We start from the raw sequence: 26,809 nt of genomic DNA on the forward strand, positions 1-26,809 counted from the left end.
GCCCCCGGGAGGAGTCTGCTCGCTCTCCCCGGGGGCCGCGGCGTACCCATCAACACCGGGCCGTACCGGTCCCACCGGGCCATGGTCAAACGCTGGACCTCCGGGCATGCTGCTGCTCAGCACCCGAGGAGGAGTCACCATGGCCCAGGTCACCGTCACGCTCGACGCCAATCTCGCGATCGACGTGATGCTGCTCTCCGGTACCGCCAGCCCGCAGGACGCCATCGAGCTGATCGTCCGCGACTACCTGGCCAGGGGGCGGCGCACCGAGAGCCGCACCACCGAGGCCGCCGACGGGCAGCGCCTCGCCCAGGAGCAGCCGCCCGTCCAGGAGGGCTAGGGCCGCTCCGACGATGCCCCGCGCGCGCCTGACCGACGCGCATGGCGGACGGGCCCTGGGAGGCCGCTTCCCGCGTCCCGTGCGGGCACGGGGCAGCGCGGCGCGCCCGGGCAGCGTGAAGGCCCCCGGAGGATCCTCCGGGGGCCTTCACGGCTCGGCTCACGGCCTGGGGTTCACTCCCCGCGGCCCGGCCGGGCGCCGGTGGAGCCGCGCATCACCAGCTCCGGCTGGAACATGAACTCCCCGCGCTGCGCGGCGTTTCCGCCGACCTCCTCCAGCAGGGCGTCGACGGCGGCGATGGCCATCGCCTCGACCGGCTGGCGGATGGTGGTCAGCGGCGGCTCGGTGAAGGCGATCAGCGGCGAGTCGTCGAAGCCGACCACCGAGACGTCCTGCGGCACCGACAGGCCCCGCTGGCGCACCGCCCGGATCGCGCCGAGCGCCATCATGTCGCTGCCGCAGACGATCGCCGTGCAGCCCTTGTCCAGCAGTGCGCCGGCAGCCGCGTGGCCGCCCTCGACGCTGAACAGGGTGTGGTGGACCATGGCCTCGGCCTGCTCCTGTGTGAGGCCGAGCAGTTCCTTCGTGGCGGCGGTGAAACCCTCGACCTTGCGCAGCACCGGAACGTAGCGCCTGGGCCCTATGGCCAGGCCGATCTGCTCGTGGCCCAGTTCGACCAGGTGCTGGACGGCCATCCACATCGCAGAGCGGTCGTCCGGCGAGATGAACGGGGCGGAGAACCGCTCGCTGTAGCCGTTGATCAGGACGAACGGGACCTGCCGGCCGGTGAGTTTGGCGTACCGGTCGTGGTCGGCGGTGGTGTCCGCGTGCAGACCCGAGACGAAGACGATGCCGGCGACACCGCGCTCGACCAGCATCTCCACCAGTTCGTCCTCGGTGGCGCCACCCGGGGTCTGGGTGCAGAGCACCGGCGTGAAGCCGTGCCGGCTGAGCACCTGCTCGATGACCTGCGCGAGGGCCGGGAAGATGGGGTTGCTCAGCTCCGGGGTGATCAGCCCGATCAGGCCGGCGCTGCGCTGGCGCAGCCGGGTGGGGCGCTCGTAGCCGAGCACGTCCAGCGCCGCCAGCACGGTCTGCCGGGTGGTGGCGGAGACGCCCGCCTTGCCGTTGAGTACGCGGGAGACGGTGGCTTCGCTGACCCCCGCCTGCGCCGCGATGTCTGAGAGTCGCGCCGTAGTCACGATCCCAGAGCCTATTGCAACCATGTCAGACCGCCCACCAGCTGGTGCTGTCCGCCGCCAGGACCGTCCATCCGTCCACCGCACCGTCCTTAGGCTCGCTCGTGCCGACGGCGTCGGCGGAGGAGAGCATGATACGGCCCGGCGTCGCGATCCGGACCGGCTCGGCGGAGGCGTTCACGGTGCAGACGAAGGAGCCCTCGGCGCTGTCACGACGGAAGACGAGCGTGCCCTCGGGGGAGTCCAGCCAGGTCACCTCGGTGCCGGCGCCGAGCGCGGGGTGCTCGCGGCGGACCGCCAGGGCGCTGCGGTAGAGCTCCAGCGTGGAGGTCGGGTCGCCGCTCTGCACCTCGACGCTCAGCTCGGCCCAGGAGGCGGGCTGCGGCAGCCAGCTGGGGCCGCCCGGGGTGGGGCCGAAGCCGTACGGGGCCTCGGTGCCGGACCACGGGATCGGGACCCGGCAGCCGTCGCGGAAGCCGTCCTGGCCGGCCTTGCGGAAGAACGACGGGTCCTGGCGGACCTCGTCGGGCAGGTCGGTGACGTCCGGCAGGCCGAGCTCCTCGCCCTGGTAGAGGTAGGCGGAGCCGGGCAGCGCGAGCATCAGCAGGCTGGCGGCGCGGGCCCGGCGCAGGCCGAGCTCGCGGTCGCCGGGGGTACGGATCTGGGTGCCGCCGGCCGGGTTGGCGAAGCGGGTGGCGTGCCGGGTGACGTCGTGGTTGGAGAGCACCCAGGTGCTGGGGGCGCCGACCGGGCGCATCGAGTCGAGCGACACGTCGATGACCTCGCGCAGCTGCCCGGCGTCCCAGTGGGTGCCCAGGTACTGGAAGTTGAAGGCCTGGTGCAGCTCGTCGGGGCGGACGTAGTTGGCGGTACGGGCCACCGTCGGGGTCCAGGCCTCGGCGACGCCGATCCGCTGGCCGGGGTACTCGTCGAGGATGCGGCGCCAGGTGCGGTAGATCTCGTGCACGCCGTCCTGGTCGAAGAACGGCATCACGTCGCTGCCGAGCAGCTTGAGCTGGTCGTGCGAGCCGAGGTCGGGCAGGCCGGGGGCCTTCACCATGCCGTGGGCGACGTCGATCCGGAAGCCGTCGACGCCCATGTCGAGCCAGAAGCGCAGGATCGAGCGGAACTCGTCGGCGACGGCCGGGTTCTCCCAGTTGAAGTCGGGCTGCTCCGGGGCGAACAGGTGCAGGTACCAGTCGCCGGGGGTGCCGTCGGGGTTCTCGGTGCGGGTCCAGGCGGGGCCGCCGAAGATGGACTCCCAGTCGTTCGGCGGGAGTTCGCCGTTCTGGCCCTTGCCGGGAAGGAAGTGGTACCGCTCGCGCAGCGGGGAGCCGGGGCCCTCGCGCAGGGCCCGCTGGAACCACTCGTGGGCGTCCGAGGAGTGGTTGGGGACGAGGTCGACGATGATCCGCAGGCCCAGCTCGTGGGCGTCGCGGATCAGCGCGTCGGCGTCCAGCAGGGTGCCGAACATCGGGTCGACGGCGCGGTAGTCGGCGACGTCGTACCCGGCGTCGGCCTGCGGGGACGCGTAGAAGGGGGAGAGCCAGACGGCGTCCACACCGAGGTCCCTGAGGTACGGCAGCCGGCTGCGGATGCCCGGCAGGTCGCCCATGCCGTCGCCGTTGGAGTCGGCGAAGCTACGGGGGTACACCTGGTAGATGACCGCTTCCCGCCACCAGCCTCTGGACTCACCGGCGTTCGCGACGGCCGTGGTGACGGCGGTGGGGGCGGCGGCGGTGGACCGGGAGGTGTCGGCCAGGTTCTGGGTCATGGACTGTCATCCCTTGGGGACTAGGTGTCGTCCCGGCCGCCGGGGTGTGGGCGGCCGGTGCGCGTCAGCAGGAAGAGAGGGGAACGGCGCTCGGACTACGACTTGGAGGCACCGGCCGTCAGGCCGGTGACCAGGTGGCGCTGCACCAGGTAGAAGAGCACCGAGGACGGGATCGCGATCAGTACGGCGGTCGCGGCCATCAGGTTCCACTGGGCGTCGTGCTCGCTGACGAAGGTCTGCAGGCCGACGGCCAGGGTGTAGTTGTCCGAGCTGAGCATGAAGGTGGAGGCGAAGGCCACCTCGGCCCAGGCGGTGAGGAAGGAGTAGAACGCGGCGACCGCCAGGCCCGGGCGGGCCAGCGGCAGCACCAGCCGCCAGAAGGTGCCGAAGGGCGAGAGCCCGTCGACCCGGCCGGCCTCGTCGATCTCCACCGGGATGGTGTCGAAGTAGCCCTTGAGCAGCCAGGCGCAGTACGGGACGGTGGTGGTCGAGTAGACCAGGACCAGCCCGAGGTAGCTGTCCAGCAGGCCGAGGGTGGAGAGGATCGTGTACATCGGCACGATCAGCACCGCGATCGGGAACATCTGGGTGACCAGCAGCGACCACATCAGCGGGCGGTGGCCGGGGAAGCGCATCCGGGAGACCGCGTAGCCGGTGGTCGCGGCGATCAGCACACCGAGCACGGTGGTGGCGCCGGAGACGATGAAGGCGTTGCCGAACCACCTCAGGAAGTCGGTGTCGAACAGCACCTTGTCGTAGTTCGACAGCGACATCTTGTCGAGGATGGCGCCGGGGTGGAGGTAGTCCGTCTTGTCGGGGCCGAGCGAGACGAAGACGATCCACAGCACCGGGAACAGCGCGATCAGGCTGGCGAGGATCAGTGCGCCGTGCGAGAGCGCCTTGGCCAGCGGGGCCTGCTCGCCGCGGCGGCGGACCTTGGCGGCCCGGGCGGCCGGGGCGCCGGCGCCCGCGGTGAGGACGGTCGGTCGGTCGGTGGTGGTGCTCATCGGGTTACCTGCCTTCTTGGTCGCTGGGGTGCGGGGGCGTCAGCCGTTGGCCTGCTCGTTGCGGGCGAGCCAGCGACGGTAGAAGGCGGTGAAGACGATCAGGATGGAGAGCAGGATGACGCCGTAGGCCGCGGACTGGGCGTAGTCGCGGGGCTGCTGGCCGAAGCCGAGCCGGTAGGCCCAGGTGACGAGCAGCTGGGCGTCGGGCGCGCCGTTGCCGAAGAGCAGGAAGATGACGGCGAACTGGTTGAAGGTCCAGATCACGCCGAGCAGGACGACGGTGCTGGAGACGGTCCGCAGACCCGGCAGGGTGACGTGCCGGAAGCGCTGCCAGGCGGTGGCGCCGTCCATCTCGGCGGCCTCGTACAGCTCGGCCGGGATCGACTGCAGGCCGCCGAGCAGCGAGATCATCATGAACGGCACGCCGACCCAGGTGTTGACCAGGACGGCGGCGGCCTTCTGGCCCAGCGGGTCGTCCAGCCAGCCGGGCTCGGGCAGGTGGAGGGTGTGGAGCAGGCTGTTGACGGCGCCGCCGTCGGAGAGCATCAGCCGCCAGGAGAAGACCGTCACGAAGGTGGGTACGGCCCAGGGCAGGATCAGCAGCAGGCGGTAGAGGCCGCGCCCGCGCAGCTTCTGGTTGAGCAGCAGGGCCAGGCCCAGGCCCAGGCTGTAGTGCAGGCAGACGCAGAGCACCGTCCAGGCGATCGTCCAGACGAAGTGCGACCAGAAGCGGTCGTACGAGCCGGGGCCCCACAGGATGTCGGCGTAGTTGTCCAGGCCGACGAAGTTGTAACTGGCGGGGATCGAGTTGACCCCGATCTTGCGCGCCGAGTTGAGGCTGGTCGCGTCGGTGAGGGTGAGCCAGACGCCCTCGCAGAGCGGGTAGATCACCAGGACGCCGAGCACCAGGACGACCGGCGCGATCATCGCGTACGCGTACCAGTGCTTGCTGTACGAGAGCTTGAGGCGCTGCACGAGGCCGGGACGCGGTTCGCGCTCACGGCTGCCCTTGCCGGTTGCGCCCTGCACGGCGACTGCCATTTGGTGACACCTTTTCGGGAGGTCCGCAGCCTCGCTACGGCGACTGCTGTTGGTACGGGGCGGCCGGGTGCCCTGGACCACGGCCGAGGGCCGCCCGGCCCACCGGGTCACGGTGGGCCGAGCGGCTGCGGGTGCTACTTGGCGAAGCCCGGGAGCAGCTTCGCGTAGTCGGTCGCGACGGTGTCCATGGCGTCCTTCGGAGCGGCCTGGTCCTGCGCGATCTTGCCGAGGTTGGTGCCGAGCGAGGCGAACAGCGAGCTGTACTCGGGCAGCTCGGGGCGCGGGCGGGCGCTCGGCAGGACCGCCTGGAAGCCGGCGATGCCCGGGTCGCCCTTGACCTCGGGGGTGTAGGCGTCGGCGCGGGTCGGCAGGGTGGAGTTCTTCTGCGCGATGAACGCCTGGCTCTCGGCCGAGGTCATGAAGGCGGCGAACTTCTCGGCGGCGGCCTTGTGGGCGGCGTCGGAGCCGGCGTACACCGAGATGTTGTGGCCACCGGTGGGGGCGCCGGACTTGCCGGCGGAGCCGCCGGGGACGGCGGCGATGCCGAGGTTGGTCTTGTCGGCGAAGGCCGAGCCCTTGTAGATGTTGGTGATCTCCCACGGGCCCTGGATGATCGCCGCGACCTTGCCGGCGTTGAAGGCGTCCATCATGTGGGCGTAGGAGTCCGCGGTGACGTCGGCCTTGACCGTGCCTGGCGCGGTGAACATCGACTTGTAGGTGTCGATCGCCTTGAGGGCCTCGGGCGAGGTCACGGTGATCTTCTTGCCGGCGGCGTCGACGGTGTCGGTGCCCTCGCCGAAGAGGAACGGCATGGCGTAGTAGCCGTCACCGGCGCGCATCCAGAAGCCGTCCACGCCGGCCTTGTCCTTGAGGGCGGCGGCGTCGGTCTTCAGCTCGTCCCAGGTCTTGGGGGCGGCGGTGATGCCGGCCTTGGCGAAGAGCGCCTTGTTGTAGAGCAGGCCCAGGGTGTCGGTGACCAGCGGGATACCGTAGGTCTTGCCCTGGTACTTGGCCTGCTGCATCAGGCTCGGCTGGAACGCGGCGGCGTCGGCGGCCGCGGGGGTGCCGTCCAGCGGCTCCAGGAAGCCAGCCTTGGCGAAGGCCGCGGTCCACCCGACCTCGGAGCGGAACGCGTCCGGTGCGCCCTTGGCCCCCATCGCGGTCTGCAGCTTGTTCTGCGCCTGGTCGAACGGCACGCTCTCGAAAGCGACCTTGATGTTCGGGTTGGCGGCCTCGAACTTCTTGACCAGCTCCTGGTAGTTCGGCGCCTCGTTGGTGGCGTTCGAGGTGTCCCAGTAGGTGATGCTGACCGGCCCGTCGGCCTTGCCGTCTGAGCTGGAGCCGCTGCTGCCACAGGCAGCCATCGAGGCCGCGAGGGCCACAACGAGGGCAGAGGCCGCGATGCCACGCCGCATGAGAACTCCTAGGGAGGGGTGGGGGTGCCCGATTTTGGTGGAGGACGGCGCATAATGGCTGTCCCGTTGCCGACTGCGCCGTTGCGGCCGCCGGGCTTGGGGAGGAACGTAACAGCGATGGAACCGGCACTGAAAGTCCTTGCAGCAACTTTCTGCAACTTGCCGGGGATCGTTACGTCCGTGTGTCCTTGATGTTGCCGCACGGTAGTTGATGGGCGTCGCCGTTGTTACGGTTCGCCCGATTCGCCCACCCTGACCCGCCGCCCGCCGCCCCACCCGTCGGCACTCACCGTTGCCGCAAGAACCTTGCAGGCGCTCGACCAGGGAGATCGCAGGATGCACAGCCGGCTGTCGGTGGCGGAGCCCGGGAACCTGCCGTACGGCGTCTTCACCCCGCTGCGCGGCAGTCGGCCCGCGGGCGAACCCCGGGTGGGGGTGGCGGTCGGCGAGCGGGTGCTCGACCTGTCCGCCGTCTGGGCCGGGACGCCGCTGGGCGCCGACCTCGCCACCGGCTCCCTCAACCGCTTCCTGCGGCGCGGCCCGCGCGAGTGGGCGTACGTGCGGGCCCGGATCACGGAGCTGCTGACCGGCGAGGAGCAGCTGCGGCTGGTCCTGGGCAATCTGCACCGGATCGACGAGGTGCGGCTGCACCTGCCGGTGGAGGTGGCCGACTTCACGGTCTTCGGGGCCACGCCTCCCGGGCAGCCCGCGACCGCCCGGCACCGCCGGGCCGGGTCGGTGGCCGTCGCGAGCACGTCGTCGGCCGTCGCGGATTCGCCGGCCTCCGCCGGGGGCGCCGAGCCGCCGTGGCGACCGCCGGGCCTGACGGGCCGGCCGCAGGCCGCCACGGGCGTCGGCTACGTCGTCGGGGCACCCTCGCGGGCCGGCTGCGCCCTCGCCGCGGAGGACTTCGCGGAGCACGTGTTCGGCGCGGTGGCGCTCCAGGAGTGGCGCACGCCCGACGGGGAGCCGTACGCCGCCACGCTCGCCCCCTGGGTGATCCCGCTGCACGCCGCCGAGCCACCCGCGGGGGCACACCGGCCACCGGCCGAGCTGCTGGCCGCCCTGACCGCCGACGGGACTCCGCTGCGCACCGGCGACCTCTGCGGGGTGCTCCCCTCCTGACCCTCGCTATTTAAAAGGACAGTCGTCCTCTATATTGAGAGCGCGGCACCGCCGTCAGCCCACCCCTCACCTTGGAGGATCCGTGCTCTCCGACCGGTCGACCGAGATCGTCCGCGCCACCCTGCCCGCCGTCGGCGGCGCCATCGGCGAGATCACCCCGCTGTTCTACGACCGCATGTTCGCCGACCACCCCGAGCTGGAACGCGACCTGTTCAACCGGGGCAACCAGGCGAGCGGCTCCCAGCGCCAGGCCCTGGCCGGCGCCATCGCGGCGTACGCGACGATGCTGGTCGAGCAACCGGGAGCGCGGCCGGGCGCGATGCTCGCGCGGATCGCGCACAAGCACGCCTCCCTGGGCGTCACCGCGCAGCAGTACGAGACCGTGCAGAAGTACCTCTTCACCGCCATCGTCGAGGTGCTCGGCGAGGCCGTCACCCCCGAGGTCGCGAGCGCCTGGGACGAGGTCTACTGGCTGATGGCCGGCGAGCTGACCGACCTGGAGGCACGGCTCTACCAGGAGGCCGGGGTCAAGGAGGGCGAGGTCTGGCAGGAGCTGACCGTGGTGGACCGCACGCCCCAGGCGCGGGACTCGCTCTCGCTGACCCTGCGGCCCTCCGACGGCAGCCCGGCACCGGACTTCCGCCCCGGACAGTACGTCAGCGTCGCGGTGCGACTGCCGGACGGCGCGCGCCAGATCCGGCAGTACAGCCTCTCCTGCGCGCCCGGGCGCGGGCAGTGGCGGATCACCGTGAAGCGGGTGCACGGCGGCGCGACGCCGGATGGCGAGGTCTCCGGCTGGCTGCACGAGCACGTGCGCCCCGGCGACCGGCTCGCGGTCTCCCGGCCGTTCGGCGACCTGACGCTGGCCGACGGTGACACCCCCCTGCTGCTCGCCTCCGCCGGCATCGGCTGCACCCCGATGATCGGCATGCTCGATCACCTCGTCCGGACCGGCTCCACCCGCCCGGTGACCGCGGTACACGGCGACCGCTCCCCCGCCGACCACGCCCACGCCCAGCAGCTCGGCGAGCTCGTCGCCGCGCTGCCCGGTGCCGTCCTGCACCGCTGGTACGAGGAGGAGGCCGACGCGGTCGCGGCCCGCAAGGGCCTGGTCGACCTCGGCGCACCCGACCTGCCGGACGGGGTGCAGGCCTACCTCTGCGGCCCGTTGCCGTTCATGCGCGCCGCGCGCGCCGAGCTGCTGCGCCGCGGGATACCGGCCGAGGCCGTGCACTACGAGGTGTTCGGCCCCGACCTCTGGCGCGCCGGCGACTGAAGCGCGGGATCGGCCCGCGCGGCCGCCGCCGGCCGGGGTGGCGGTGGGGGGTGGCGCCGGCCGAGTCAGCGGGCGTCGCCCCCGGCCCCGGCGGGCCCCGCTCCGGGGGGCTCCTGGCCGTGGGGATTCTCACTGGCGGGCAGCTCGCCGTCGTGGTGCTCGCCGACGGGCGCGATCAGCACCGCGCAGACCCCGGGGGCCGAGAACGGACGCAGGCTGAGCGCCCCCGGGCGGCCCGCCCGCTCGGCCATCGCCGCCAGCAGTCCCTGATGCACCGAGCAGACCACCTCGGGGTGGCGCTGGGCGTTCGGCAGGAACGGGCAGCCGTGCAGCAGGACCTGGGATCCGTCCGGGGCAGCCTCGGGCCGGAAGCCCCAGCGCCCGGCTTCGGCCAGCACCTGGTCGGCGAGCGTGCCACCGGTGCCCGGCTCGGCTGCGCCCCAGCTGCGGCCCGCCCGCTCGGCGCGGGCCGAACGCTCGGCCTCCGCCGGGCCGTAGCCCGCCGACAGCACGTCCACCAGCGTCCGGTACGCATCCAGTTGCTCGCGGGCGGGCGCCGCCACGTACGTCAGCCGGGGCCGGCCACGGCCGCTCGCCTCCTGCGGCCGTACCTCGACCAGGCCCGCCTCGACCAGGGCGGTGAGGTGGTGGCGCACCGTGGTGATGTGCAGGTCCAGCAACTCGGCCAGGCGGCGGATGTCCAGTGGCTCGGCGGCCTCCGTCAGCGCGGCCAGCAGTGCCCGCCGGGCCGGCGCCGCGAGGGCCCTGTGCACACCGGGGTCACTGCTGTCCATACCGTCAAATATACGGTGGCCGCCGCCCGCGCCCGGACGGGAGACTGGGCGGATGCGCATCAGAGCCGTGACCCCGGACGACCTGCCGCTCCTCCAGGACATCGAACGCGCGGCCGGCGAGGGCTTCCGGGCCCTCGGCATGGCGGCCGTCGCCGACGACGAGCCGCTCCCCACCGCGGAGCTGGCCCGCTATCTGGAGGGCGGCCACGCGGCAATGGCGGCCGTCGACGCCGCCGACCGGCCGGTGGCGTACCTGATCGGCGAGCCGGTCGACGGCTGCCTGCACATCGAGCAGGTCTCGGTGCACCCCGACCACGCCCGCCGGGGCGTCGGCCGCGCGCTGATCGACCACCTCGCCGCCTCCACCGACGCGCCCGCGCTCACCCTCACCACCTTCGCGGACGTCCCCTGGAACGCGCCGTACTACCGCAGGTGCGGGTTCCGGCCGCTGGCGGGCGCGGAGCTGACCCCGGGCCTGCGGGAGATCCGGCGGCAGGAGGCCGCGCACGGCCTGGACCGCTGGCCTCGGCTCTGCATGCGCCGCGAGCTGTGAGCCCCGGGTTGTGAGAGGCCAGTGCGTGAGAGACGAGCGGTGAGAGACGACCAGGCTGACCCACGCCGGTGCGCCGCCGTCAGCTGACGCCCAGTCGCAGCACCGTCGTGGAGCGGAACTCCTCTCCGGCCCGTAGCTCGGTGCTCGGGAAGTCGGGGTGGTGCGGCGAGTCGGGGAAGTGCTGGGTCTCCAGCGCGATGCCGGCGTACGGGCCGTACGGCACCCCGCTCGCGCCCGTCACCGCGCCCTGGAACTTGTTGGCGGTGTAGACCTGGATCCCGGGCTCGGTGGTCAGCACCTCCAGGGTGCGCCCGCTCGCCGGGTCCTCCAGCAGCGCCGCGCGGGCGGGGGTGCCGTCCGCCGGCCGGGCGCGCAGCACCCAGTTGTGGTCGTAGCCGCCGGGGCCGGCCAGCTGAGGGTGGTCCTCCCGGAGTGCCTTGCCGACCGGCCGGGCGGTGGTGAAGTCGAACGGCGTACCGGCCACCGGTTCGTACCGGCCGTACGGGATCTGCCGCTCGTCGGCCGGGGTGTACTCGTCGGCGTCCACGGTCAGCAGATGGCCCAGGACGTCGCCGCTGCCCTCGCCGCCCAGGTTGAAGTAGGCGTGGTTGGTGAGGTTGACGACGGTGTCCTTGGTGCTGACGGCCCGGTAGGAGATGGTCAACTCGCCCACACCCGACAGGGTGTAGGAGACGCTGACGTTCAGCCCTCCGGGGAAGCCCTGGTCGCCGTCCGGGCTGTGCAGCGAGAGCCGGACCCCGCCTGGGATCTCCTCGGTGGCCCACATCCGGTGCATGAAGCCGTCCGGGCCGCCGTGGATGGTGACACCGTCGCCGGTCGGGGCGAGCGGATGCTCCACGCCGTCGAGGTTGACGCGACTGTCGGCGATCCGGTTGGCGTACCGGCCGATGGTGGCGCCGTAGTGCCGGGCCGGGCCGAGGAGCTGGTGCAGTTCGTCGCTGCCGAGCACCAGTTGGCCGTCCTCGCCGGAGCGGTCGGGGGCGCGCAGGGTGTGCAGGGTGGCGCCCAGACTGAGCACGCTCGCCTCGTACGGCCCGGCCCGCAGGGTCCAGCGCTCGATCGCCAGGCCGGCGCCGCTGCGCTCGAAGGGCTCACGCCGGACGACCGTCTGCTGCGCGCCGTCCGCCCGGTGCACCGCCATGGCCTGCTCCTCACTGGTCGCCGCCTCGTGCCACGGCCACCCCGCGTCGACTTCTGTGCCGCGGCCAGCCTAGGGCCTGTCCGACGGTTACCGCCGCAGAAGCGCGCGTCGTCGGGCGTCCGTCCCGGCGTGCCGCCGGATCACCCTCGTACGGGGGTCGTACTCGGGCGACTCGGCGGCGCGTTCGGGCCGGACGCCCGGCGGCGCGCGCCCGGCGGGAACCGTCGGACAGGCCCCCGCACCGGGAGGGCGGCCGGCGCGGGACCGGCACCCCGGGCGGCTGGGCTCAGCTCGGGCTGCCGGGCTCCCGCGGGCTCAGCCCGAGGGCGGAGGCCAGGCCTTCGGGCCCGGTGCCGACCTTGCGGTGGACGGCCGCGAGCCGCCGGTTGACCAGGCTCAGGTGGACGCCCAGCTGCTCGGCGATCCGCTGCGGCGGGACGCCCTGCACGGCGAGCTTGGCCACCGCCCACTCGTGCTGGCTGAGCGCGTCCTTGCTGACCGTGCGGAGCCGGTTGGGGCGCAGGCCGGACTGGGCCAGCTCGCGGCGGGCCCGGGTGACCAGGCCGTCGGCGGCGCAGTGCTGGGCGAGCTCGATGCCCTGGTAGAGGTACTCGGCCGCGTCGTCCAGCCGCCCGACCCGGCGCAGCGCACAGCCGAGGTCCACCAGCGCGATGGCGTGCTCGTAGCCGGCCGGGGACTGCCCGAGGTACCGGACGGCCCGCTCCAGCAACTGGACCGCCTTCGCGCCGTCGGCGACCTCGGCGTGCAGCCGCAGCGCGCTGCCGATCGCGGAGGCGGTACCGAACTCCTCGGCGCGGGCGACGGCCTGCCCGGCCAGCTCCCAGGCCCGGTCGGGGTCGTCCGGCGCGAGCGCGACGGCCAGGGTCCCGGCCCAGGGCGCCCAGACCGTGTTGTGCCAGCCGCGCGCCGTCAGCCGGGCGCCGACCTCGGTGAGGGTGGCGGCGGCCGCCGCCCGCTTGCCCTTGGCGAGCAGCAGCTTGCCGTACAGCGAGGGCGCGTCGGGCAGCACCATCGCGGTCGGGTGGTACGGCGGGCCGAAGCGGTACTTCTGGGCGAGCTCCCAGGCCTCGTCGACCCGGCCGCGGGCGAGCAGGGTGTCCACCAGCACGCCGACGGTGTCCCACTGCAGCGGGAGGTCGGGGGCGATCCGCTCGGAGAGCCGCAGGGCGCGGCGCAGGAAGTCCTCGGCCTCGGCGAGCAGGCCGCGGCGGAAGCGGGACAGGCCCATCAGGAAGTAGGCGAAGCCGCGGTGGGCGCCACTCCAGCCCGCCAGCTCGAACTCCATGACCGCGCCCTCGAAGAGCTTCTCGGCGAGCGCCAGCCGGTCGGTGTCCGTGCAGGTCAGCCCGATGATGGCGGGCAGTTCGAAGCCCCAGGTGGGGCCCGTCCAGCTGAGCTCCTGCGGCAGCCGGCCGTCCTCCAGAGCCTCGTCGACCAGCTTGAGCGCCTCGCCGGCGGGCTTGCCGCGCAGGGTGAGGTCCCAGGCCCGCATCGCCAGCACGGCCTGGTCGGCGGAGCCGCTCCCCTGGAGCGTGGCCCAGAGCTGTTCGAGGCGGCGCGAGCGGCCGGGGCCGTCCTCCTCGTCCTTGCGGAAGGCGTGCCACATGAAGGAGGCCGCCTCCAGGCGCAGCCGGCCCCGGGGGTCGGTGGTCCGCTCGGCCTCCTCCTGGCAGACGGTGGCGGCCGCGCTGAGTTCGCCGCTGTGGGCGAGCACCTCGGAGAGGCGGAAGGTGGCGTCGACCCGGAGGTCGGCGCGCAGCCCCTCGTCCGGGTCGAGTGCCAGGCGCAGTTGGTTGACGGTGGCGGCGGGGTCGGTGAGCAGGGCGGAGCAGCCGAGCTCGTACAGCACCTCGGCGCGGTCGCCGTCGTCCGGCGGCTCACTGAGTGCGCGCTGGAGGCAGCGCTGGGCGGCCTCGGGGGCGCCGATGGCGAGGTGTTCGGCGGCGGCCCGGCGCAGCTTGCGCACCGTGCGGTCGTCGCCCTCGCCGGCGAGGGTCTCCACCAGGTGCCGGGAGGCCGCGATCAGGCCGAGCCCGGCGTTCTCGATCTCGGCGGCCGCGACGCCGTGCATCCCGGTGCGGGCGGCGGGCGGCATCGTCCGGTAGATCGAGGAGCCGATCAGCGGGTGGACGAACTCCAGCGTGCCGCCTGGAAGTTGGGTGAGGACACGGCGCTTGCGCAGCTGGCGGATGGACTCGCGGGCGGTGTCGAGATTCTGGGTGGAGATCCGGGCCGCGAGGTCGGGGCGGATCTCGGTGCCGAGCAGCGCGGCGGCCCAGGCGAACTGCAGGGTGGTGGTGCCGAGCTTGTCGAGCCAGCTCTTGAGGGTCATCCCGCGGGCTTCGACGGCGAGTTCACGCAGCTGGGCGACGTTGTCCTCGACGGGATCGAGGTCCTGGTCCAGGACCTGCCCGAGCAGCGCCGCAGCGTCGTAGGGGTTGCCGCGGGTGACCGACCAGAACTCGTAGCAGAACGGGTCCTCCGCCGCGGGGCCGAGGGCGTCGCGCACCATCTCGGCGACGGTGGCCGGGGTGAGCTCGCGCAACTCGTGGCGGCGGGTGGCGTACTGGAGGATGCCGCGCCGGAAGGGAAGCGCCTCCTCGTGCCACTCTTTGTCCTCGTCGCGGTGGGCGAGCACCAGCAGGACGGGCAGTTCCCGGGAGCGGATGGCGAACGAGGCGAGCCAGCTGAGCGACTCCAGGTCCGACCAGTGCAGATCGTCGACGATCATCACCAACGGTGCGCGGCGCGGGGCGAGTTGGGTCAGGACGTAGTCCAGGCCGTCGCGGATGCCCTGCGGGTCGATGGGGTCGGAGCCGCCGCCGGGCTGGAAGAGGCCGACGGCGGGGCCGACCACGTCGTACCAGCTGCCGAAGACCTCGGAGCGCTCGCTCTCGCCGAGCCCGCCGAGAACGGGCTGGAGCAGCTGGCGCAGGACGTGGTACGGCTCCTTGTACTGCTGCTCACCGCCGCGCGCGAACAGCACGGTGGTGCGCTCGCGGAGCCTGGCGAGCCTGCGCACCTCGTGCAGCAGGGTGGTCTTGCCCAGGCCGGGGGCACCGGAGAAGATCAGCAGTTCGCCGATCTCGGTGCCACCGGCGGCGAACTCCCGGCAGAGTGCCTCCACGGCGAGGTCGGCCGATCGGATCTCCGGCTCGCGCTCGTGCAGCCGGGCCTGCACCTGGGGGCCTCCCGGGTCGGCGCTCTGCTCGCCCTCGCCGCCCTGCCGCTGTGCTCCGCGTTCCTGCTCGGCCACCGCCACGCCCTCCGCCTCGCCGATCCCTTTACCTGGTGCCGAGGTTAGCGCCGGTGGGGGCACGCCGGGATGCATTCGCGCAGGCTAGGGCCAACGTGGAGGGTTCGGAGCTGATGCCGGGGGCAATTGCCCTGTTATCCCTAACGTCCGATCATTCCATCAGATACTCTTCGGCCCGCGGGAGCACAGTTGATCATCCCCTGCCTACCCGATCACCCATCCGCAACGGGAGTCCGATGTCTGACGACAGCTCACTTCAGATTCCGTTCCCGCACCGCCGCAACCCCCACGACACCCACGCCGCCGCACACCACCGCGACTGGCTCGACCGGCACCCCGACCTGGTGTCCGGCACCGGCCACACAGCCTACGCCCACTGGGAGGTCGTCGAGCTCGCCGCCCTGGGCTACCCCGAGGCGGAGCCCGACGAACTCGCGCTGGCCGCCGATCTGATGGGCTTCTACTTCCTCTTCGACGACCAGTTCGACGGGCCGCTCGGCCGGCAGCCCACCGAGGTGGCCAAGATCTGCGATCGGCTCAACCAGGTGTTGCACGGCGCTAGACCGGACCCGTCCTCGGCCGTCGAGAACGCCTTCGCCGATCTCTGGGCCCGCAGCGTACGCAGCATGCCCGCGCGCTGGAGGGCGCGTGCCGCGTACAACTGGGAGTGGTACTTCGCCAGCCACCCGGCGGAGGCCGCCGGCCGGATCTCCGGCGAGGCCCCGAGCCGGGACGGCTACCTGATCCTCAGGCGCGGCACCGCGGCGATGGAGACCATCTTCGACATGATCGAGCGGCTGGGCGGCTTCGAGGTGCCGACCGCCGCCTACCACCACCCGGTACTGCGCCAACTCCGGCAGCTCGCAGCGGACATACCTTCCCTCAGCAACGACGTCCGCTCGTACGCACTGGAGGCTCCGCGCGGCGACGTCAACAACCTGGTGATGATCGTCCAGCGGGAGCGGGGCTGCTCGGCCGAGGAGGCCTGCGCGGTGGTCACCGCCGAGGCCCAGCTGATGGTCGAGCGCTGCGCCGAGCTGGTGGCCGAACTGCCCAGAGCGTACAGCTGGTTGGGCCTGGACCGGACCCAGCGCTGGGCCGCGCAGCGATACGCCGAGGGACTGGTGACCTGGCTGGCCGGCTACCTGCGCTGGGAGGCCAGGACCGGGCGCTACCGAACGGCCTGACCCCGGCGCCACGCGGATGGCCCCGGCCACCGTCCGTCGCCCGATCATGCACGCACCGTGGCCGAGTGTCCGCTCCCCGGCTAGTGTGCACGACGGTGGGTACCCGGACGGGTCGCCCGGCCTCCTCCTGCCCGGCGACCGACCACCTCTCCCCGCCTCCACCGCGTCCGCGTCCCCTCCGTCGTTCCGTCCCGCGTTCCCTGCTCCATTCCTTCCGCCGGACCGCCCAACGGTCCACAGCGCCGCCCCGGGCGGGCCGGGGCGGCGCCGGCCACAGCAGAGGAGAATCCCAGAGACATGACGGTCTACCAGCCCCCCGGCCACCCCGACAGCATCGTCGAGTTCCGCTCCCGTTACGAGCACTGGATCGGCGGCGAGTGGCGGCCCCCGGTGCGCGGGCAGTACTTCGAGAACCCCACCCCGGTCACCGGCCAGGTGTTCTGCGAGGTCGCCCGCGGCACCGCCGAGGACATCGAGGCTGCCCTGGACGCGGCGCACGCCGCCGCGCCCGCCTGGGGCCGCACCTCCCCCGCCGACCGCGCCCAGCTGCTGCTGCGGATAGCCGACCGGATGGCCGACCACCTGGAGGAGCTCGCGGTCGCCGAGAGCTGGGAGAACGGCAAGCCGGTGCGTGAGACGCTGGCCGCCGACCTGCCGCTCGCCATCGACCACCTGCGCTACTTCGCCGGCGCGCTGCGGGCCCAGGAGGGCGCGCTGTCGCAGATCGACGACGACACCGTGGCGTACCACTTCCACGAGCCGCTGGGCGTGGTCGGCCAGATCATCCCGTGGAACTTCCCGATCCTGATGGCGATCTGGAAGCTCGCCCCGGCGCTCGCGGCCGGCAACACCGTGGTGCTCAAGCCCGCCGAGCAGACCCCGGCGTCCATCCTGCTGCTGGTCGAACTGATCGCCGACCTGCTGCCGGCCGGGGTGGTCAACGTGGTGAACGGCTTCGGGGTGGAGGCCGGCAAACCGCTGGCCTCCAGCAGCCGGATTCGCAAGATCGCCTTCACCGGCGAGACCACCACCGGCCGGCTCATCATGCAGTACGCCAGCGCCAACCTGATCCCGGTCAGCCTGGAGCTGGGCGGCAAGAGCCCCAACCTGTTCTTCGCCGACGTCGCCGCCGAACAGGACGCCTTCTACGACAAGGCGTTGGAGGGCTTCGCGATGTTCGCCCTCAACCAGGGCGAGGTCTGCACCTGCCCCAGCCGGGCACTGATCCAGTCCTCGGTCTACGACCGCTTCCTCGGTGACGGCCTGGCGCGGGTGCAGGCGATGCGCCAGGGCAACCCGCTGGACACCGACACCCAGGTCGGCGCGCAGGCCAGCAACGACCAGCTGGAGAAGATCCTCTCGTACATCGACATCGGGCAGGCCGAGGGCGCCAAGGTGCTGGCGGGCGGCGAGCGGGTGGACCTCGGCGGCGCGCTCTCCGGCGGGTACTACGTCGCGCCGACGGTCTTCGAGGGCGACAACAGCATGCGGATCTTCCAGGAGGAGATCTTCGGTCCCGTCGTCGCGGTCACCCGCTTCGAGGACTTCGAGGACGCCGTCGAGACGGCCAACGACACCCTGTACGGGCTGGGCGCGGGGGTCTGGAGCCGGGACGGGAACGTGGCGTACCGCGCCGGGCGGGCCATCCAGGCCGGGCGGGTGTGGACCAACTGCTACCACGCCTACCCCGCGCACGCGGCCTTCGGCGGGTACAAGAACTCCGGTATCGGGCGGGAGACCCACAAGATGCTGCTGGAGCACTACCAGCAGACCAAGAACCTGCTGGTGAGCTACTCGCCGCAGGCGCTGGGGTTCTTCTAGCATGCCCGCCGGCAGCATGCCCGCCGGACCGCCCACCGGACCGCCCGCCGACTCGGTCGCCGGACCGTCCACCGCGTCGCCCGCCTCCCAGGTGGCCGTGACCGAGCAGGCGGCCGAGCTGCTGCGGCTGCTCGCCGCCGAACAGGGCCCGCTGATGTTCCACCAGTCCGGCGGCTGCTGCGACGGCTCGGCCCCGATGTGCTACCCCGCCGGCGAGTTCCGCACCTCGGACAGCGACCACCTGCTCGGCCGGCTGTACGTCGAGGGCCTGGACCCGGTCCCGGTCTGGATGGCCCGCGACCAGTACGCCCACTGGTCGCACACCCACCTGACCATCGACGTCGTCCCCGGCCGCGGCAGCGGCTTCTCACTGGAGTCGCCCACCGGGAGGCGCTTCCTCACCCGCTCCCGCCTGCTCACGGACGCGGAGGCGGCCCAGCTGTCGGCGTGACGGCCGGGTTGTCGGCGTGACGGACCAGCTGTCGGCGTGACGGCCCGGCCGACGGCGGCACGGCGCACGGGGCGGGCACCCGAGGCCGGGATCCACCGCCGGGCCGGAGTGGGAAGTCAGCGGGTCCGACTTCCCACTCCGCGGGTCAGACGCCGAGGAGCCTGGCTTTCACGGTGGCGAACTCCTCCGGGGTGAGCAGCCCCTGCTGGACCATCCGGCCGAGGTCCGTGAGCTTCTGCGCGAGATCCGGCACCGCGCCCCGCCCGCCGTCCTGGCCTCCCTGCTCCTCGCGCTCCTCGCCCGGCGGGCGGGCCGGGTGCCGGCCGGCCGCGTAGGCGGCGCCGCCGAGGACCAGCCCGCGGACCAGCGGCGCCCCCACCGGGCGGGTCACCCGCAGCGGGCTGATGGGGCGGCGCAGCGGTCGGAACATGGCGTTCTCACTTCCCGGCCGCGCGGTGCGCCCTGGCGGCGCGGACGGCCTCTTCGATGTTCTCCGGCGGGATCCGCACACCCGAGGCGATCCGCCCGCCCACCGCGCGCAGCGCGTCGGCGGCGGCCTGAGCCCAGACGTGCTCGATGAGGACAAGCAGCGCGACCGTGCCCGGCGCCAGCAGCTCGGCCGCCTCCTGCGCGTCCTCCGGTCCGATCAACGGCAGTTCGGCCCCGCCGTGCACGACCACGCCGCTCAGGTGCTCGAAGTCGGCGAGTTCGGCGTACGTCGCCTCGCCGTCGGCGTGCCGGGTGACCACCAGCGAGTCGATCACCCTGATGTCGCCCGCGGTGCGCAGCTTGCCGAGGGCGGTGGCGGCCTCGACGGTGATGGTCTCCTGCGGGAACGTCAGGACGAGCAGTTCGGCCGGCCCCATCCAGGACTCCCTTCCGTACGCGATTCACCCGTAGCGGGAGTCAAGCACACGAATGGCGGAAATCGCCGACGCGCCGCGAAGGGGACCACGGATCGGACCGCCGGTGCCCTCACCGTGGTCCCGGAGGCATGGATCCGGGGCACCGCCCCGGCACTCCGACGCCCCGACACCCGAGTACCCGAGCACGGAACAGCAAGGAGAACACCGATGACCATCGCCGTTGACAAGCTGTCGGACCCGGCGGTCCGCGCCCTGGTCGCCGCGATCAACGCCGGCGACCGGGAGGCGTTCCGGTCCGCGCTGGCGCCGGGCGCGACGATGTCCGACGACGGGACGGACCGGGACCTGGAGGACTGGACCGAGCGGGAGATCTTCGCCTCGCGCGGGCACATCGACGTCCAGTCCGAGTCGGCTCAGGGCCGCGCCCTGACCGCCAACTACCGCAATGACACCTGGGGCGAGATGCGCACCGCCTGGCGGTTCAGCGTGGACGGGGGGAAGATCATCCGGTTCGAGACCGGACAGGCCTGAGCCCCGGGCGCGTACGGGGGCGCGGGGTGCACCGCGTGCACCCCGGAGGGCAGAGCACGCCCGGCCGCCGCCCCCGTACGCCGCCGCGCTTCCCGTACACCGCCCCACACCGCCCCGTACGGACGGGCGTGGTCGGGCCCGCGCGCCGCCGGTCAGCCGGGGCCACGTCGTCACGCCCGCCACATCGGCCGCGCCGGCCGCCGCGCTCACGCCTGTCCGGCGGTCTCCGGCAGGCAGTCCAGGACGGCCTTGACCAGGGTCCGGGAGCGGATGTCACCCGTGACGCCGGGCTGCATCCCGTTGGTCACATAGCCGAAGCCGATGCCGAGCTCCGGGTCGGCGAAGCCGAGCGAGCCGCCCCGGCCCGGGTGGCCGAAGCTGGCGGGCGAGGCCATCAGCGAGGTCGGTCCGTGCCGGAAGAAGCCCAGGCCGAAGGTCGACCTGACGATGAGGACCCGGTCGGGGCCGCTGACCGCCGGCCCCATCGCCTCCACCAGCAGCCGGTGCCCGAGCAGCGGCGGCAGCGGCTCGCCGGGCGCCCCGCCGTGCCGGTCGGCGACCCCGATCAGCGCGGCGTAGAAGCGGGCCAGCGAGCGGGCCGTGCCGATGCCGCCCGATCCGGGGATCTCGGCGGCCTGGACGGCGGGGTCGTTGAGGTCGACGCCCGGGCGGACGGCGGCGAAGGCGCGGGCCGTCAGGGAGGTGGGGTCCTGGTAGGCGTCGACCACGGCCTGCTTGGGCCGCAGCCGCAGCCCGCCGGCTCCGAAGTGGGAGGCCTCCGGCGCGGGCAGGTCGACCAGTCTGCCGACCCGGGGCGCGGCGCCGGCCGGCAGCCCGATCCACAGGTCCAGGCCGAGCGGGCGGGCGATCTCCTCGGCGAAGTACTCGCCGATGGAGCGCCCGCTCACCCGCCGGACCACCTCCCCGACCAGCCAGCCGAAGGTGTACGGGTGGTAGCCGTGGGCGGTACCGGGCTCCCAGGCGGGGGCCTGCGCCGCGACGGCGGCCACGGCCGGCTCCCAGGCGAGCACGTCCTCCACCCGCAGCGGTACGTCCAGCGCGGGCAGTCCGGCCTCGTGCGAGAGCAGCCAGCGCACCGGCACCCGCTCCTTGCCGGCCGCCTTGAACTCGGGCCAGTAGGAGGCGACCGGCGCGTCCAGGTCGAGCCGGCCGTTCTGGGCCAGGTGCAGGGCGGCGGTGGCGGTCAGCCCCTTGGTGACGGAGCGCAGCACCTGGGCGGTGTCGGCCGTCCAGGGCACGGCCGGCGCGGGCCGGCCGCCGACCTCGGGCCTGGCGTCGCCGCCCCACAGGTCGACCACCTTGCGGCCGCGGACGTACAGCGCGAAGGCCGCGCCGAGCTCGCCGTGCTGGCGGAAGTTGCGTGCGAAGGCCTCCCGCACCGGCTCGTAGCCCTCGGCCGTCTCGCCCCAGATCTCCACCACCGCGCGCCGCCTCTTCCGCTGTACCGGCCGCCCCGGACGTACCGGCTGTACGACATCCGGTGCCCCGGCGTCCCGGTGTACCGCCAGACCGCCTGGTACGACCGTACGACCCATCCGACCGTACGACCTCCGGTCGATCGGACCCTCCGGTCGGACCCTCCGGTTGGACGTCCGTCTGATCGCCGATCGACCGACCGGCCGACGGTCGCTCCGAAACCCTATCCGGGCGATCTGCGGGTTGCCGGGTGGGTACCGTGACGGTCATGACCAACCCCGCCGAAGAACTGCTGGACGTCGTCGACGAGCACGACCGGGTCACCGGTACCGCGACCCGGGGGGAGGTGTACCGGCTCGGTCTGACCCACCGGTGCGTCTTCATCCTGGTCAGGGACCCCCAGCGGCGGATCTTCGTCCACCGCCGGACCGAGACCAAACTGTTCGCGCCCGGTGCGTACGACATGTTCGTGGGCGGGGTGGTCGGCGCCGGCGAGACGTACGAGGACGCGGCGGTCCGCGAGGCCGAGGAGGAGCTCGGGGTCGACGGCGTGCGGCCCCGCCCGCTGTTCCGGTTCCTCTTCGAGCAGGGCACCCTCTCCTGGTGGTGCCGGGTGTACGAGGCCGAGTGGGACGGCCCGGTCTCGCCGCAGGTGGAGGAGGTCGGCTGGTACGGCTGGCTGACCGGCGAGGAGCTGGCCGGGCGGCTCGCGGAGTACGAGTTCGTGCCGGACGGGCGCGAGGCCTACCGGCGCTACCTGGAGTCCTCGGCCGGCTGATCGCCGTCCCAGTCCGGGTGCTCGCGCACGGCCCAGCGGCGGTCCACCGTCCCGGTGCGCATCCCGCGCCGGGACTCCGGGTCGCGGACGGCCAGCCAGATGTGCCCGGCGACCACCAGCCCGACGGCAAGCGCCAGCCAGTCGTGGACGAAGGTCGCGCCGGTCCGCCAGAGGAGCGGCGCGAGGTGGGTGAACCACATCAGCAGGCCGGTGCCGAGCATGACCAGGGCCGCGCCGGCGATCCACGCCGCGTACAGCTTCTGGCCCGCGTTGAACTTGCCCGCCCGGCGGCGCGGCGAACGGCGCAGCACCGCCCTCAGCCACTGCCGGTCGTACGGTGCGAACCGGCCGAGCCTCCCGAGGTCCGCGCGCAGGGCCCGCGAGGCCAGACCGATCAGGACGGGCACCGGCAGCGCCAGCCCCGACCACTCGTGCACCACCACGACCAGCCGGCGGCGGCCGACCAGCTGCGAGAGCTGCGGAAGGTACAGGCAGGCGGCCGTCACGATGCAGCTGAGCATCAGGGCGGAGGTGGCGCGGTGCGTCCAGCGCTCGGCGCGGGCGAAGCGCGCGAGCCGGTCGCCGCCGGGCGGGTCAGCCGGTCGGGGCATCGTCGCGCCGGTTGGACTTCCCGACCCAGGCGTCGACGTCATAGCCGTAGTGCTCCCAGTAGCCGGGTTGGACGGTGGGGGTGAGGGTGATCCCGGACAGCCACTTCGCGGACTTGTAGAAGTACATCGGCGCCGCGTACAACCGCACCGGGCCGCCGTGCGCGTGGGTGACCGGCCCGTCCTCCATCCGCAGCGCGACCAGGACGTCGTCGCGGCGGGCCTGGTCGAGGGTGAGGCTCTCGGTGTAGCTGCCGTCGAAGCAGGTGAACCGTACGGCGGTGGCGCCCGGCCGCACACCGGCCGCGTCCAGCAGGTGGGAGAGCCGCACGCCCTCGAACGGGGTGGAGGGCACCCGCCAGCCGGTGACGCACTGCACGTCGTGGACGATCCTGGTCTGCGGCATGGCCTGGAGGTCGGCGAAGCGGTGCGTGCCCGGGCGGTCGACCAGGCCGTCCACGGTGAGGGTGTACTCCTCGGGTGAACGCTCCGGGACGGAGCCGACCACCGAGTAGTACCGGAAGCCGCCGCCGGGGAACAGGCCGGTGATACCGGTCGGATCCTTGTCGCTGACCTTCGCCAGCACCGTGTCGGCGGCGCGCTGAAGGTACGGGCCGGCGGCCACTCCGGCCACGCCCAGGCCCAGCATGCCGAGGATCACGCGGCGGCCGACGGGAGCGCCGCGCTCGGGGGGAGTGCCGCCTCCGGTGGAACCGCCGGGTTCGGACGGGGTCTCGTTCACACCTCGATTCGACCAGCTCACGGCCGGTGTGGCCAGGTCGGGGGCGGGGACGTCAGCGTTTCGTCATCTTCTGCCGCCACCCCGGGCCCCCGGGCTCACCCGGGCTCCTCTCCGGCCCGGACGGCGGCCCGGACGGCGGCCCGGAGGCCCCGCCCGCATGCCCGCCGGATCCCGCGCGGGGTGCCTCGCCCCGGCACCCGTAGGGGGCGCGCGAGCCGGATAGGGTGGCGCCCATGGCTTCCCGTACGCCTCCGGCGGCGCCCAGGTCCGAGCGGCAGAAGGCCGAGAACGGCGCGGCCGAGCGGCCCCGCCGCCGGCTGAGCGTGGACGAGCGGCGCGAGCAGCTGATCGCCGTCGCGCTGGAGCTGTTCAGCAGGCAGCCACCGGAGGACGTCTCGATCGACGACATCGCGGCCGCCGCCGGAGCCTCCCGGCCGCTGGTCTACCACTACTTCCCCGGCAAGCAGGCGCTGTACGAGGAGTCGCTGCGCCGCGCCGGGCAGGAGCTCGCCGGGCGCTTCGAGGAGCCCGCCACCGGCCCGCTCTCCGAGCGGCTCCACCGGGTGATGGGGCGCTACCTGGAGTTCGCGCAGAGCCACGGCCCCGGCTTCGCGGCGCTGCTGCGCGGTGGCTCGGTCGCGGCCAGCCCGGGCACCAACGCGGTCATCGACGAGGTCCGGCGGGCCGCGCACGACCAGATCCTGCTCCACCTCGCGGTGCCGGCGCCCAGCGCCGGGCTGCGGCTGACCGTCCGGGCCTGGATCGCCAACGCCGAGATCACCGCGCTGGAGTGGCTCACCGACCGGAGCGTGCCGCGCGAGGAGGTACAGCTGCGGCTGGTGCAGGAGTTCGTCGCCGCGCTGACCCTGACCGCTGCCCGGGAGCCCGCCCTGGCCGCCGAGATCGCCGGATTCTTCGCCGAGGAGCAGCCGCAGGGGCCGACCGGGCAGCTGGTACGCGAGCTGGCGGGCCTGCTGACCGTCCCGGGCCTGGCGGAGGCACTCGGCCGCCTCTCGGCGCCACCCCAGGCCTGAAGGGGCCGCTCAGCCGTGGCGTGAACGGGCCGCCCAGCCGGGCTGTGAACGGGCCGGGCAGTCGGCTGCCCCCCGCCGACCCGGCGTACGGCTCCGGCCGGCGCCGTACCCGCGCGTCCACGCGCCCCCGAACCCGCGACGGCATGCGGCAGGCCGGAGCGCACCTGCCCACCGAACGGCCCGCAGCACACCCCGGCCACCCACCCGAAGCCGAACGCACCATGCCCCCGCGCGCCCGGACCGCGGCCACCCCGCCCCGCTCCCCCGGGTACGGCCTCGGCGATGTCCATCCTGCGGTCCGCGGGTTCTGATCGGGCGGCAGCTTCTGATAGAAATTGGGCAGATCACGGACGATCAGCGGACGCAGTAGAGCGGGGGGCTCGCCACCATGACCCAGGACGGCTACACCAAGGCGGAGGCCGCTCCGTTCGCCACGGCGGAACAGGTCTCCGCCACACTGGACGCGGTCACCGACGCCCTGGTGCGCGCCCGCGCGTCGCGCTACCCGCTGGCCTCGCTGACCGCGCTGCGCGCGGCCGCGCACCCGGCAGCCGAGACGCTCTTCGAGCTGCCGGTCGAGGCCGGCCGGACCTACCTGAGCGTGGCTCAGCTCGGCACCGTCGTCGCCGCGGCCACCGCCCGCACCGCGCCCACCACCGCCGGCGCCGCCACCGCGGCCGCGCTGCTGGAGCGTTTCGGCGCAGGACCGGTGCGCGGACGCGGCGCGGGCCCCGAGGGCCTGGCCATGGCGCTGTTCGGGCTGCCGGTGGCCGGCGAGGTCACGGACCCGAAGCTTCGCCCGCCCTTCACCGCCGCGCTGGCCGACCTCGCCGCCGGGCAGCAGACCCGGGTGCCCGTCGAGCTGGCGTCCGGCGCCGGCGCCGGGATGCGACTGGTCGTACCGCCGGTGTTCCACGCCCTGACCCGCGCCGACGCCGGGACCGACCTGACGTTGCATCTGTCCGAGACCACCGAGGAGCTCTTCAGCGGTACGGGCCCGGCCGAGCGCCGTGACTTCGCCGTCGTGGCCGCCACCCTGGCCGAGCTGATCGCCGGCTCCGGCACGGTCTTCGCGGGCCTCTCGGTGCTCCAGGCGAACGGGCGGCCAACCGACGCCTCGCTGGTCGTCTCGCTCACCCACCACCCGCTCCCGATCTCCCAGCTCGCCACCGAGCTGGCCACCACCCGCCCGCAGGCCGAGGTGTGGACGGTCCTGCTGCCCGCCGGGCCGGCCGCCGTACTGGTCGAGGGCCGTACCGTCCCGGTGCCCGCCGAGCTGGCCGAGGACGGGCTGCGCCGCTGGACGGTGAGCGCCGTCGTGGAGGCCTTCGTGCCGCTGCCGGACGCGGCCTCGGTGCTCTGCGTCCAGCTGGCGACCGCCCACACCGAGGACTGGGAGCTGTACACCGGGGTCTTCGCCGAGCTGCTGAAGAGCGTCCAGTTCGCCTGGGACGGGGTGGACGGGCGCACGCTCGCGCCGATCCCGGCCCAGCCGGTCGCCGCTGCCGCACCCGCGGCGCACGCACCGGCGGTGCCGGCCCCCGCACCCGCCGCGGTGCCGCTGCCGCCCGCAGCTCCGCCCGCCGTGCCGGTCGCCACAGCGGTCGCCGCGGACGCGGACCCGACGGTGCCCAAGGGCACTCCGGTCCGGATCCCGCCGGCCGACTTCAACCCCTTCGCCCCGCAGACGGACGCGTCGGTGCCGGCTGCGACCGAGCTCGCCTCGGCGGAGCAGGCCCCCAAGGGCACCCCGGTGCGGATCCCGCCGCCGGACTTCAACCCCTTCGCCCCGCAGCCGCCCGCCGCGACGGGCACGACGACGGGCACGGACCCGACGGTGCCCAAGGGCACCCCGGTCCGGATCCCGCCGGCCGACTTCAACCCCTTCGCCCCGCAGAGCGGCACCACCGCGGCCGCACCGCCGGCCCCGGCCGCCGCACCGGCCGCGCCCCCGGCGGCGGACCCCTTCGGTACGGTGACGGCCGCCCAGCCGACCGACCCGTTCGGCACCACGCTGCCGCAGGCCACCCTGCCGGCCCCGCCCGTACCGCCCGTGCCAGCGGCGCCCCCGGCCACGCCCGCCGCCCCGGCCGCCGGGGGCGATGGCGCGGCGCCCAAGAAGGGCACCCCGGTGCACGTCCCGCCGCCGGACTTCAACCCCTTCGCCCCGCAGGCCCCCTCCGCCGCACCCGCCGCCCCGGCGGAGGCCGCCCAGCCCGCGGCGCCGGAGACCAGCCCGTTCGGCTGAGGTCCTGCCGAACGGGCCGGCCCTCCTCGTCGTACCCGTCGCCCCGGCGACCGGCCCCGTGGGGTCGGCCGTCGGGGCGTTCGACTGCCCGCCACCGGCCGTCGCCCCGCCGCCAGCTGTCAGGTCCACACCCCAACTGGTAC

Annotated in this window: 24 protein-coding genes; 11 read left to right on the forward strand and 13 right to left on the reverse strand. The window is 73.6% G+C overall.

The genetic code is table 11. The annotated features are described in order from the left end of the window. The first annotated feature begins 139 nt into the window (after positions 1-139). A complete protein-coding gene (locus tag ACIBH3_RS29440) occupies positions 140-340 on the forward strand; it encodes a hypothetical protein (RefSeq protein ID WP_396315145.1) in 201 nt (66 codons plus the stop codon). Positions 341-513: 173 nt separating this feature from the next. Here ACIBH3_RS29440 and ACIBH3_RS29445 read toward each other — a convergent pair whose 3' ends face one another. From ACIBH3_RS29445 to ACIBH3_RS29465, 5 genes are all read right to left on the reverse strand, one after another. Further along, positions 514-1,566: a LacI family DNA-binding transcriptional regulator gene (locus ACIBH3_RS29445; protein ID WP_396315146.1), complete on the reverse strand. Its 1,053-nt coding sequence runs from the start codon at positions 1,564-1,566 to the stop codon at positions 514-516. A 1-nt stretch (position 1,567) separates the two neighbouring features. Beyond that, entirely contained in the window at positions 1,568-3,313 is a 1,746-nt protein-coding gene (locus tag ACIBH3_RS29450) for a glycoside hydrolase family 13 protein (protein WP_396315147.1), read from the reverse strand. 95 nt (positions 3,314-3,408) lie between these two features. Continuing rightward, complete coding sequence (locus tag ACIBH3_RS29455) at positions 3,409-4,320, reverse strand: sugar ABC transporter permease (protein WP_396315148.1); 912 nt, start codon at positions 4,318-4,320, stop codon at positions 3,409-3,411. Between the two features lie 39 nt (positions 4,321-4,359). After that, entirely contained in the window at positions 4,360-5,361 is a 1,002-nt protein-coding gene (locus ACIBH3_RS29460; RefSeq protein WP_396315149.1) for a carbohydrate ABC transporter permease, read from the reverse strand. A 134-nt stretch (positions 5,362-5,495) separates the two neighbouring features. Next, a complete protein-coding gene (locus ACIBH3_RS29465) occupies positions 5,496-6,776 on the reverse strand; it encodes an extracellular solute-binding protein (protein WP_396315150.1) in 1,281 nt (426 codons plus the stop codon). Between the two features lie 336 nt (positions 6,777-7,112). On the opposite strand from ACIBH3_RS29465, the gene ACIBH3_RS29470 reads away from it, so the two are divergent. Both ACIBH3_RS29470 and ACIBH3_RS29475 read left to right on the forward strand, forming a co-directional pair. Then, positions 7,113-7,901, forward strand: coding sequence for a hypothetical protein (locus ACIBH3_RS29470; protein ID WP_396315151.1), 789 nt, complete (start codon positions 7,113-7,115; stop codon positions 7,899-7,901). 82 nt (positions 7,902-7,983) lie between these two features. After that, positions 7,984-9,177 carry a globin domain-containing protein gene (locus ACIBH3_RS29475; protein ID WP_396315152.1) on the forward strand — a complete coding sequence of 398 codons (1,194 nt, stop codon included), beginning with the start codon at positions 7,984-7,986 and terminating at the stop codon, positions 9,175-9,177. 65 nt (positions 9,178-9,242) lie between these two features. Here ACIBH3_RS29475 and ACIBH3_RS29480 read toward each other — a convergent pair whose 3' ends face one another. Beyond that, positions 9,243-9,971: a helix-turn-helix transcriptional regulator gene (locus tag ACIBH3_RS29480; protein WP_396315153.1), complete on the reverse strand. Its 729-nt coding sequence runs from the start codon at positions 9,969-9,971 to the stop codon at positions 9,243-9,245. Between the two features lie 52 nt (positions 9,972-10,023). Between ACIBH3_RS29480 and ACIBH3_RS29485 the strand changes: the two genes are divergently transcribed. Next, the gene (locus ACIBH3_RS29485; protein ID WP_396315154.1) at positions 10,024-10,524 is read left to right on the forward strand and encodes a GNAT family N-acetyltransferase; all 501 of its coding nucleotides are present in this window, start codon (positions 10,024-10,026) and stop codon (positions 10,522-10,524) included. Between the two features lie 79 nt (positions 10,525-10,603). Here the strand turns inward: ACIBH3_RS29485 and ACIBH3_RS29490 are convergent, their stop codons facing one another. Together ACIBH3_RS29490 and ACIBH3_RS29495 are read right to left on the reverse strand one after the other, a co-directional pair. Then, positions 10,604-11,686 (reverse strand): aldose epimerase family protein, encoded by a 1,083-nt coding sequence (locus ACIBH3_RS29490; RefSeq protein WP_396315155.1) that lies wholly within the window; start codon positions 11,684-11,686, stop codon positions 10,604-10,606. Positions 11,687-11,972: 286 nt separating this feature from the next. After that, positions 11,973-14,963 (reverse strand): ATP-binding protein, encoded by a 2,991-nt coding sequence (locus ACIBH3_RS29495; protein WP_396315156.1) that lies wholly within the window; start codon positions 14,961-14,963, stop codon positions 11,973-11,975. Between the two features lie 236 nt (positions 14,964-15,199). Between ACIBH3_RS29495 and ACIBH3_RS29500 the strand changes: the two genes are divergently transcribed. From ACIBH3_RS29500 to ACIBH3_RS29510, 3 genes are all read left to right on the forward strand, one after another. Beyond that, entirely contained in the window at positions 15,200-16,150 is a 951-nt protein-coding gene (locus ACIBH3_RS29500; protein WP_396315157.1) for a terpene cyclase, read from the forward strand. 297 nt (positions 16,151-16,447) lie between these two features. Continuing rightward, complete coding sequence (locus ACIBH3_RS29505) at positions 16,448-17,971, forward strand: aldehyde dehydrogenase family protein (RefSeq protein WP_396315158.1); 1,524 nt, start codon at positions 16,448-16,450, stop codon at positions 17,969-17,971. Position 17,972: 1 nt separating this feature from the next. Beyond that, positions 17,973-18,422: a DUF779 domain-containing protein gene (locus ACIBH3_RS29510; RefSeq protein ID WP_396315159.1), complete on the forward strand. Its 450-nt coding sequence runs from the start codon at positions 17,973-17,975 to the stop codon at positions 18,420-18,422. Positions 18,423-18,567: 145 nt separating this feature from the next. Here ACIBH3_RS29510 and ACIBH3_RS29515 read toward each other — a convergent pair whose 3' ends face one another. Together ACIBH3_RS29515 and ACIBH3_RS29520 are read right to left on the reverse strand one after the other, a co-directional pair. Next, entirely contained in the window at positions 18,568-18,852 is a 285-nt protein-coding gene (locus tag ACIBH3_RS29515; protein ID WP_396315160.1) for an SHOCT domain-containing protein, read from the reverse strand. A 7-nt stretch (positions 18,853-18,859) separates the two neighbouring features. After that, positions 18,860-19,288: a DUF6325 family protein gene (locus tag ACIBH3_RS29520; RefSeq protein WP_396315161.1), complete on the reverse strand. Its 429-nt coding sequence runs from the start codon at positions 19,286-19,288 to the stop codon at positions 18,860-18,862. A gap of 207 nt (positions 19,289-19,495) precedes the next feature. On the opposite strand from ACIBH3_RS29520, the gene ACIBH3_RS29525 reads away from it, so the two are divergent. Further along, positions 19,496-19,819: a nuclear transport factor 2 family protein gene (locus ACIBH3_RS29525; RefSeq protein WP_396315162.1), complete on the forward strand. Its 324-nt coding sequence runs from the start codon at positions 19,496-19,498 to the stop codon at positions 19,817-19,819. Between the two features lie 206 nt (positions 19,820-20,025). On the opposite strand, the gene ACIBH3_RS29530 is transcribed toward ACIBH3_RS29525, so the two are convergent. After that, a complete protein-coding gene (locus ACIBH3_RS29530) occupies positions 20,026-21,261 on the reverse strand; it encodes a serine hydrolase domain-containing protein (RefSeq protein WP_396315163.1) in 1,236 nt (411 codons plus the stop codon). A gap of 263 nt (positions 21,262-21,524) precedes the next feature. On the opposite strand from ACIBH3_RS29530, the gene ACIBH3_RS29535 reads away from it, so the two are divergent. Continuing rightward, entirely contained in the window at positions 21,525-22,034 is a 510-nt protein-coding gene (locus ACIBH3_RS29535; RefSeq protein ID WP_396315164.1) for an NUDIX hydrolase, read from the forward strand. Here ACIBH3_RS29535 and ACIBH3_RS29540 read toward each other — a convergent pair. Both ACIBH3_RS29540 and ACIBH3_RS29545 read right to left on the reverse strand, forming a co-directional pair. Then, positions 22,010-22,645, reverse strand: coding sequence for a cytochrome b/b6 domain-containing protein (locus ACIBH3_RS29540; RefSeq protein ID WP_396315165.1), 636 nt, complete (start codon positions 22,643-22,645; stop codon positions 22,010-22,012). The two genes, ACIBH3_RS29535 and ACIBH3_RS29540, sit on opposite strands and share 25 nt — an antisense overlap. Next, positions 22,629-23,384, reverse strand: a complete 756-nt coding sequence (locus ACIBH3_RS29545; protein ID WP_396315166.1) for a molybdopterin-dependent oxidoreductase — start codon at positions 23,382-23,384, stop codon at positions 22,629-22,631. The genes ACIBH3_RS29540 and ACIBH3_RS29545 overlap by 17 nt, the downstream gene beginning before the upstream one ends. A gap of 233 nt (positions 23,385-23,617) precedes the next feature. On the opposite strand from ACIBH3_RS29545, the gene ACIBH3_RS29550 reads away from it, so the two are divergent. Next, positions 23,618-24,418 carry a TetR/AcrR family transcriptional regulator gene (locus ACIBH3_RS29550; RefSeq protein ID WP_396315167.1) on the forward strand — a complete coding sequence of 267 codons (801 nt, stop codon included), beginning with the start codon at positions 23,618-23,620 and terminating at the stop codon, positions 24,416-24,418. 388 nt (positions 24,419-24,806) lie between these two features. Continuing rightward, positions 24,807-26,666, forward strand: coding sequence for a hypothetical protein (locus ACIBH3_RS29555; RefSeq protein ID WP_396315168.1), 1,860 nt, complete (start codon positions 24,807-24,809; stop codon positions 26,664-26,666). Positions 26,667-26,809: the final 143 nt, after the last annotated feature.

The sequence above is a fragment of the Kitasatospora sp. NPDC050543 genome (assembly GCF_044457565.1).
Lineage (GTDB): Bacteria > Actinomycetota > Actinomycetes > Streptomycetales > Streptomycetaceae > Kitasatospora.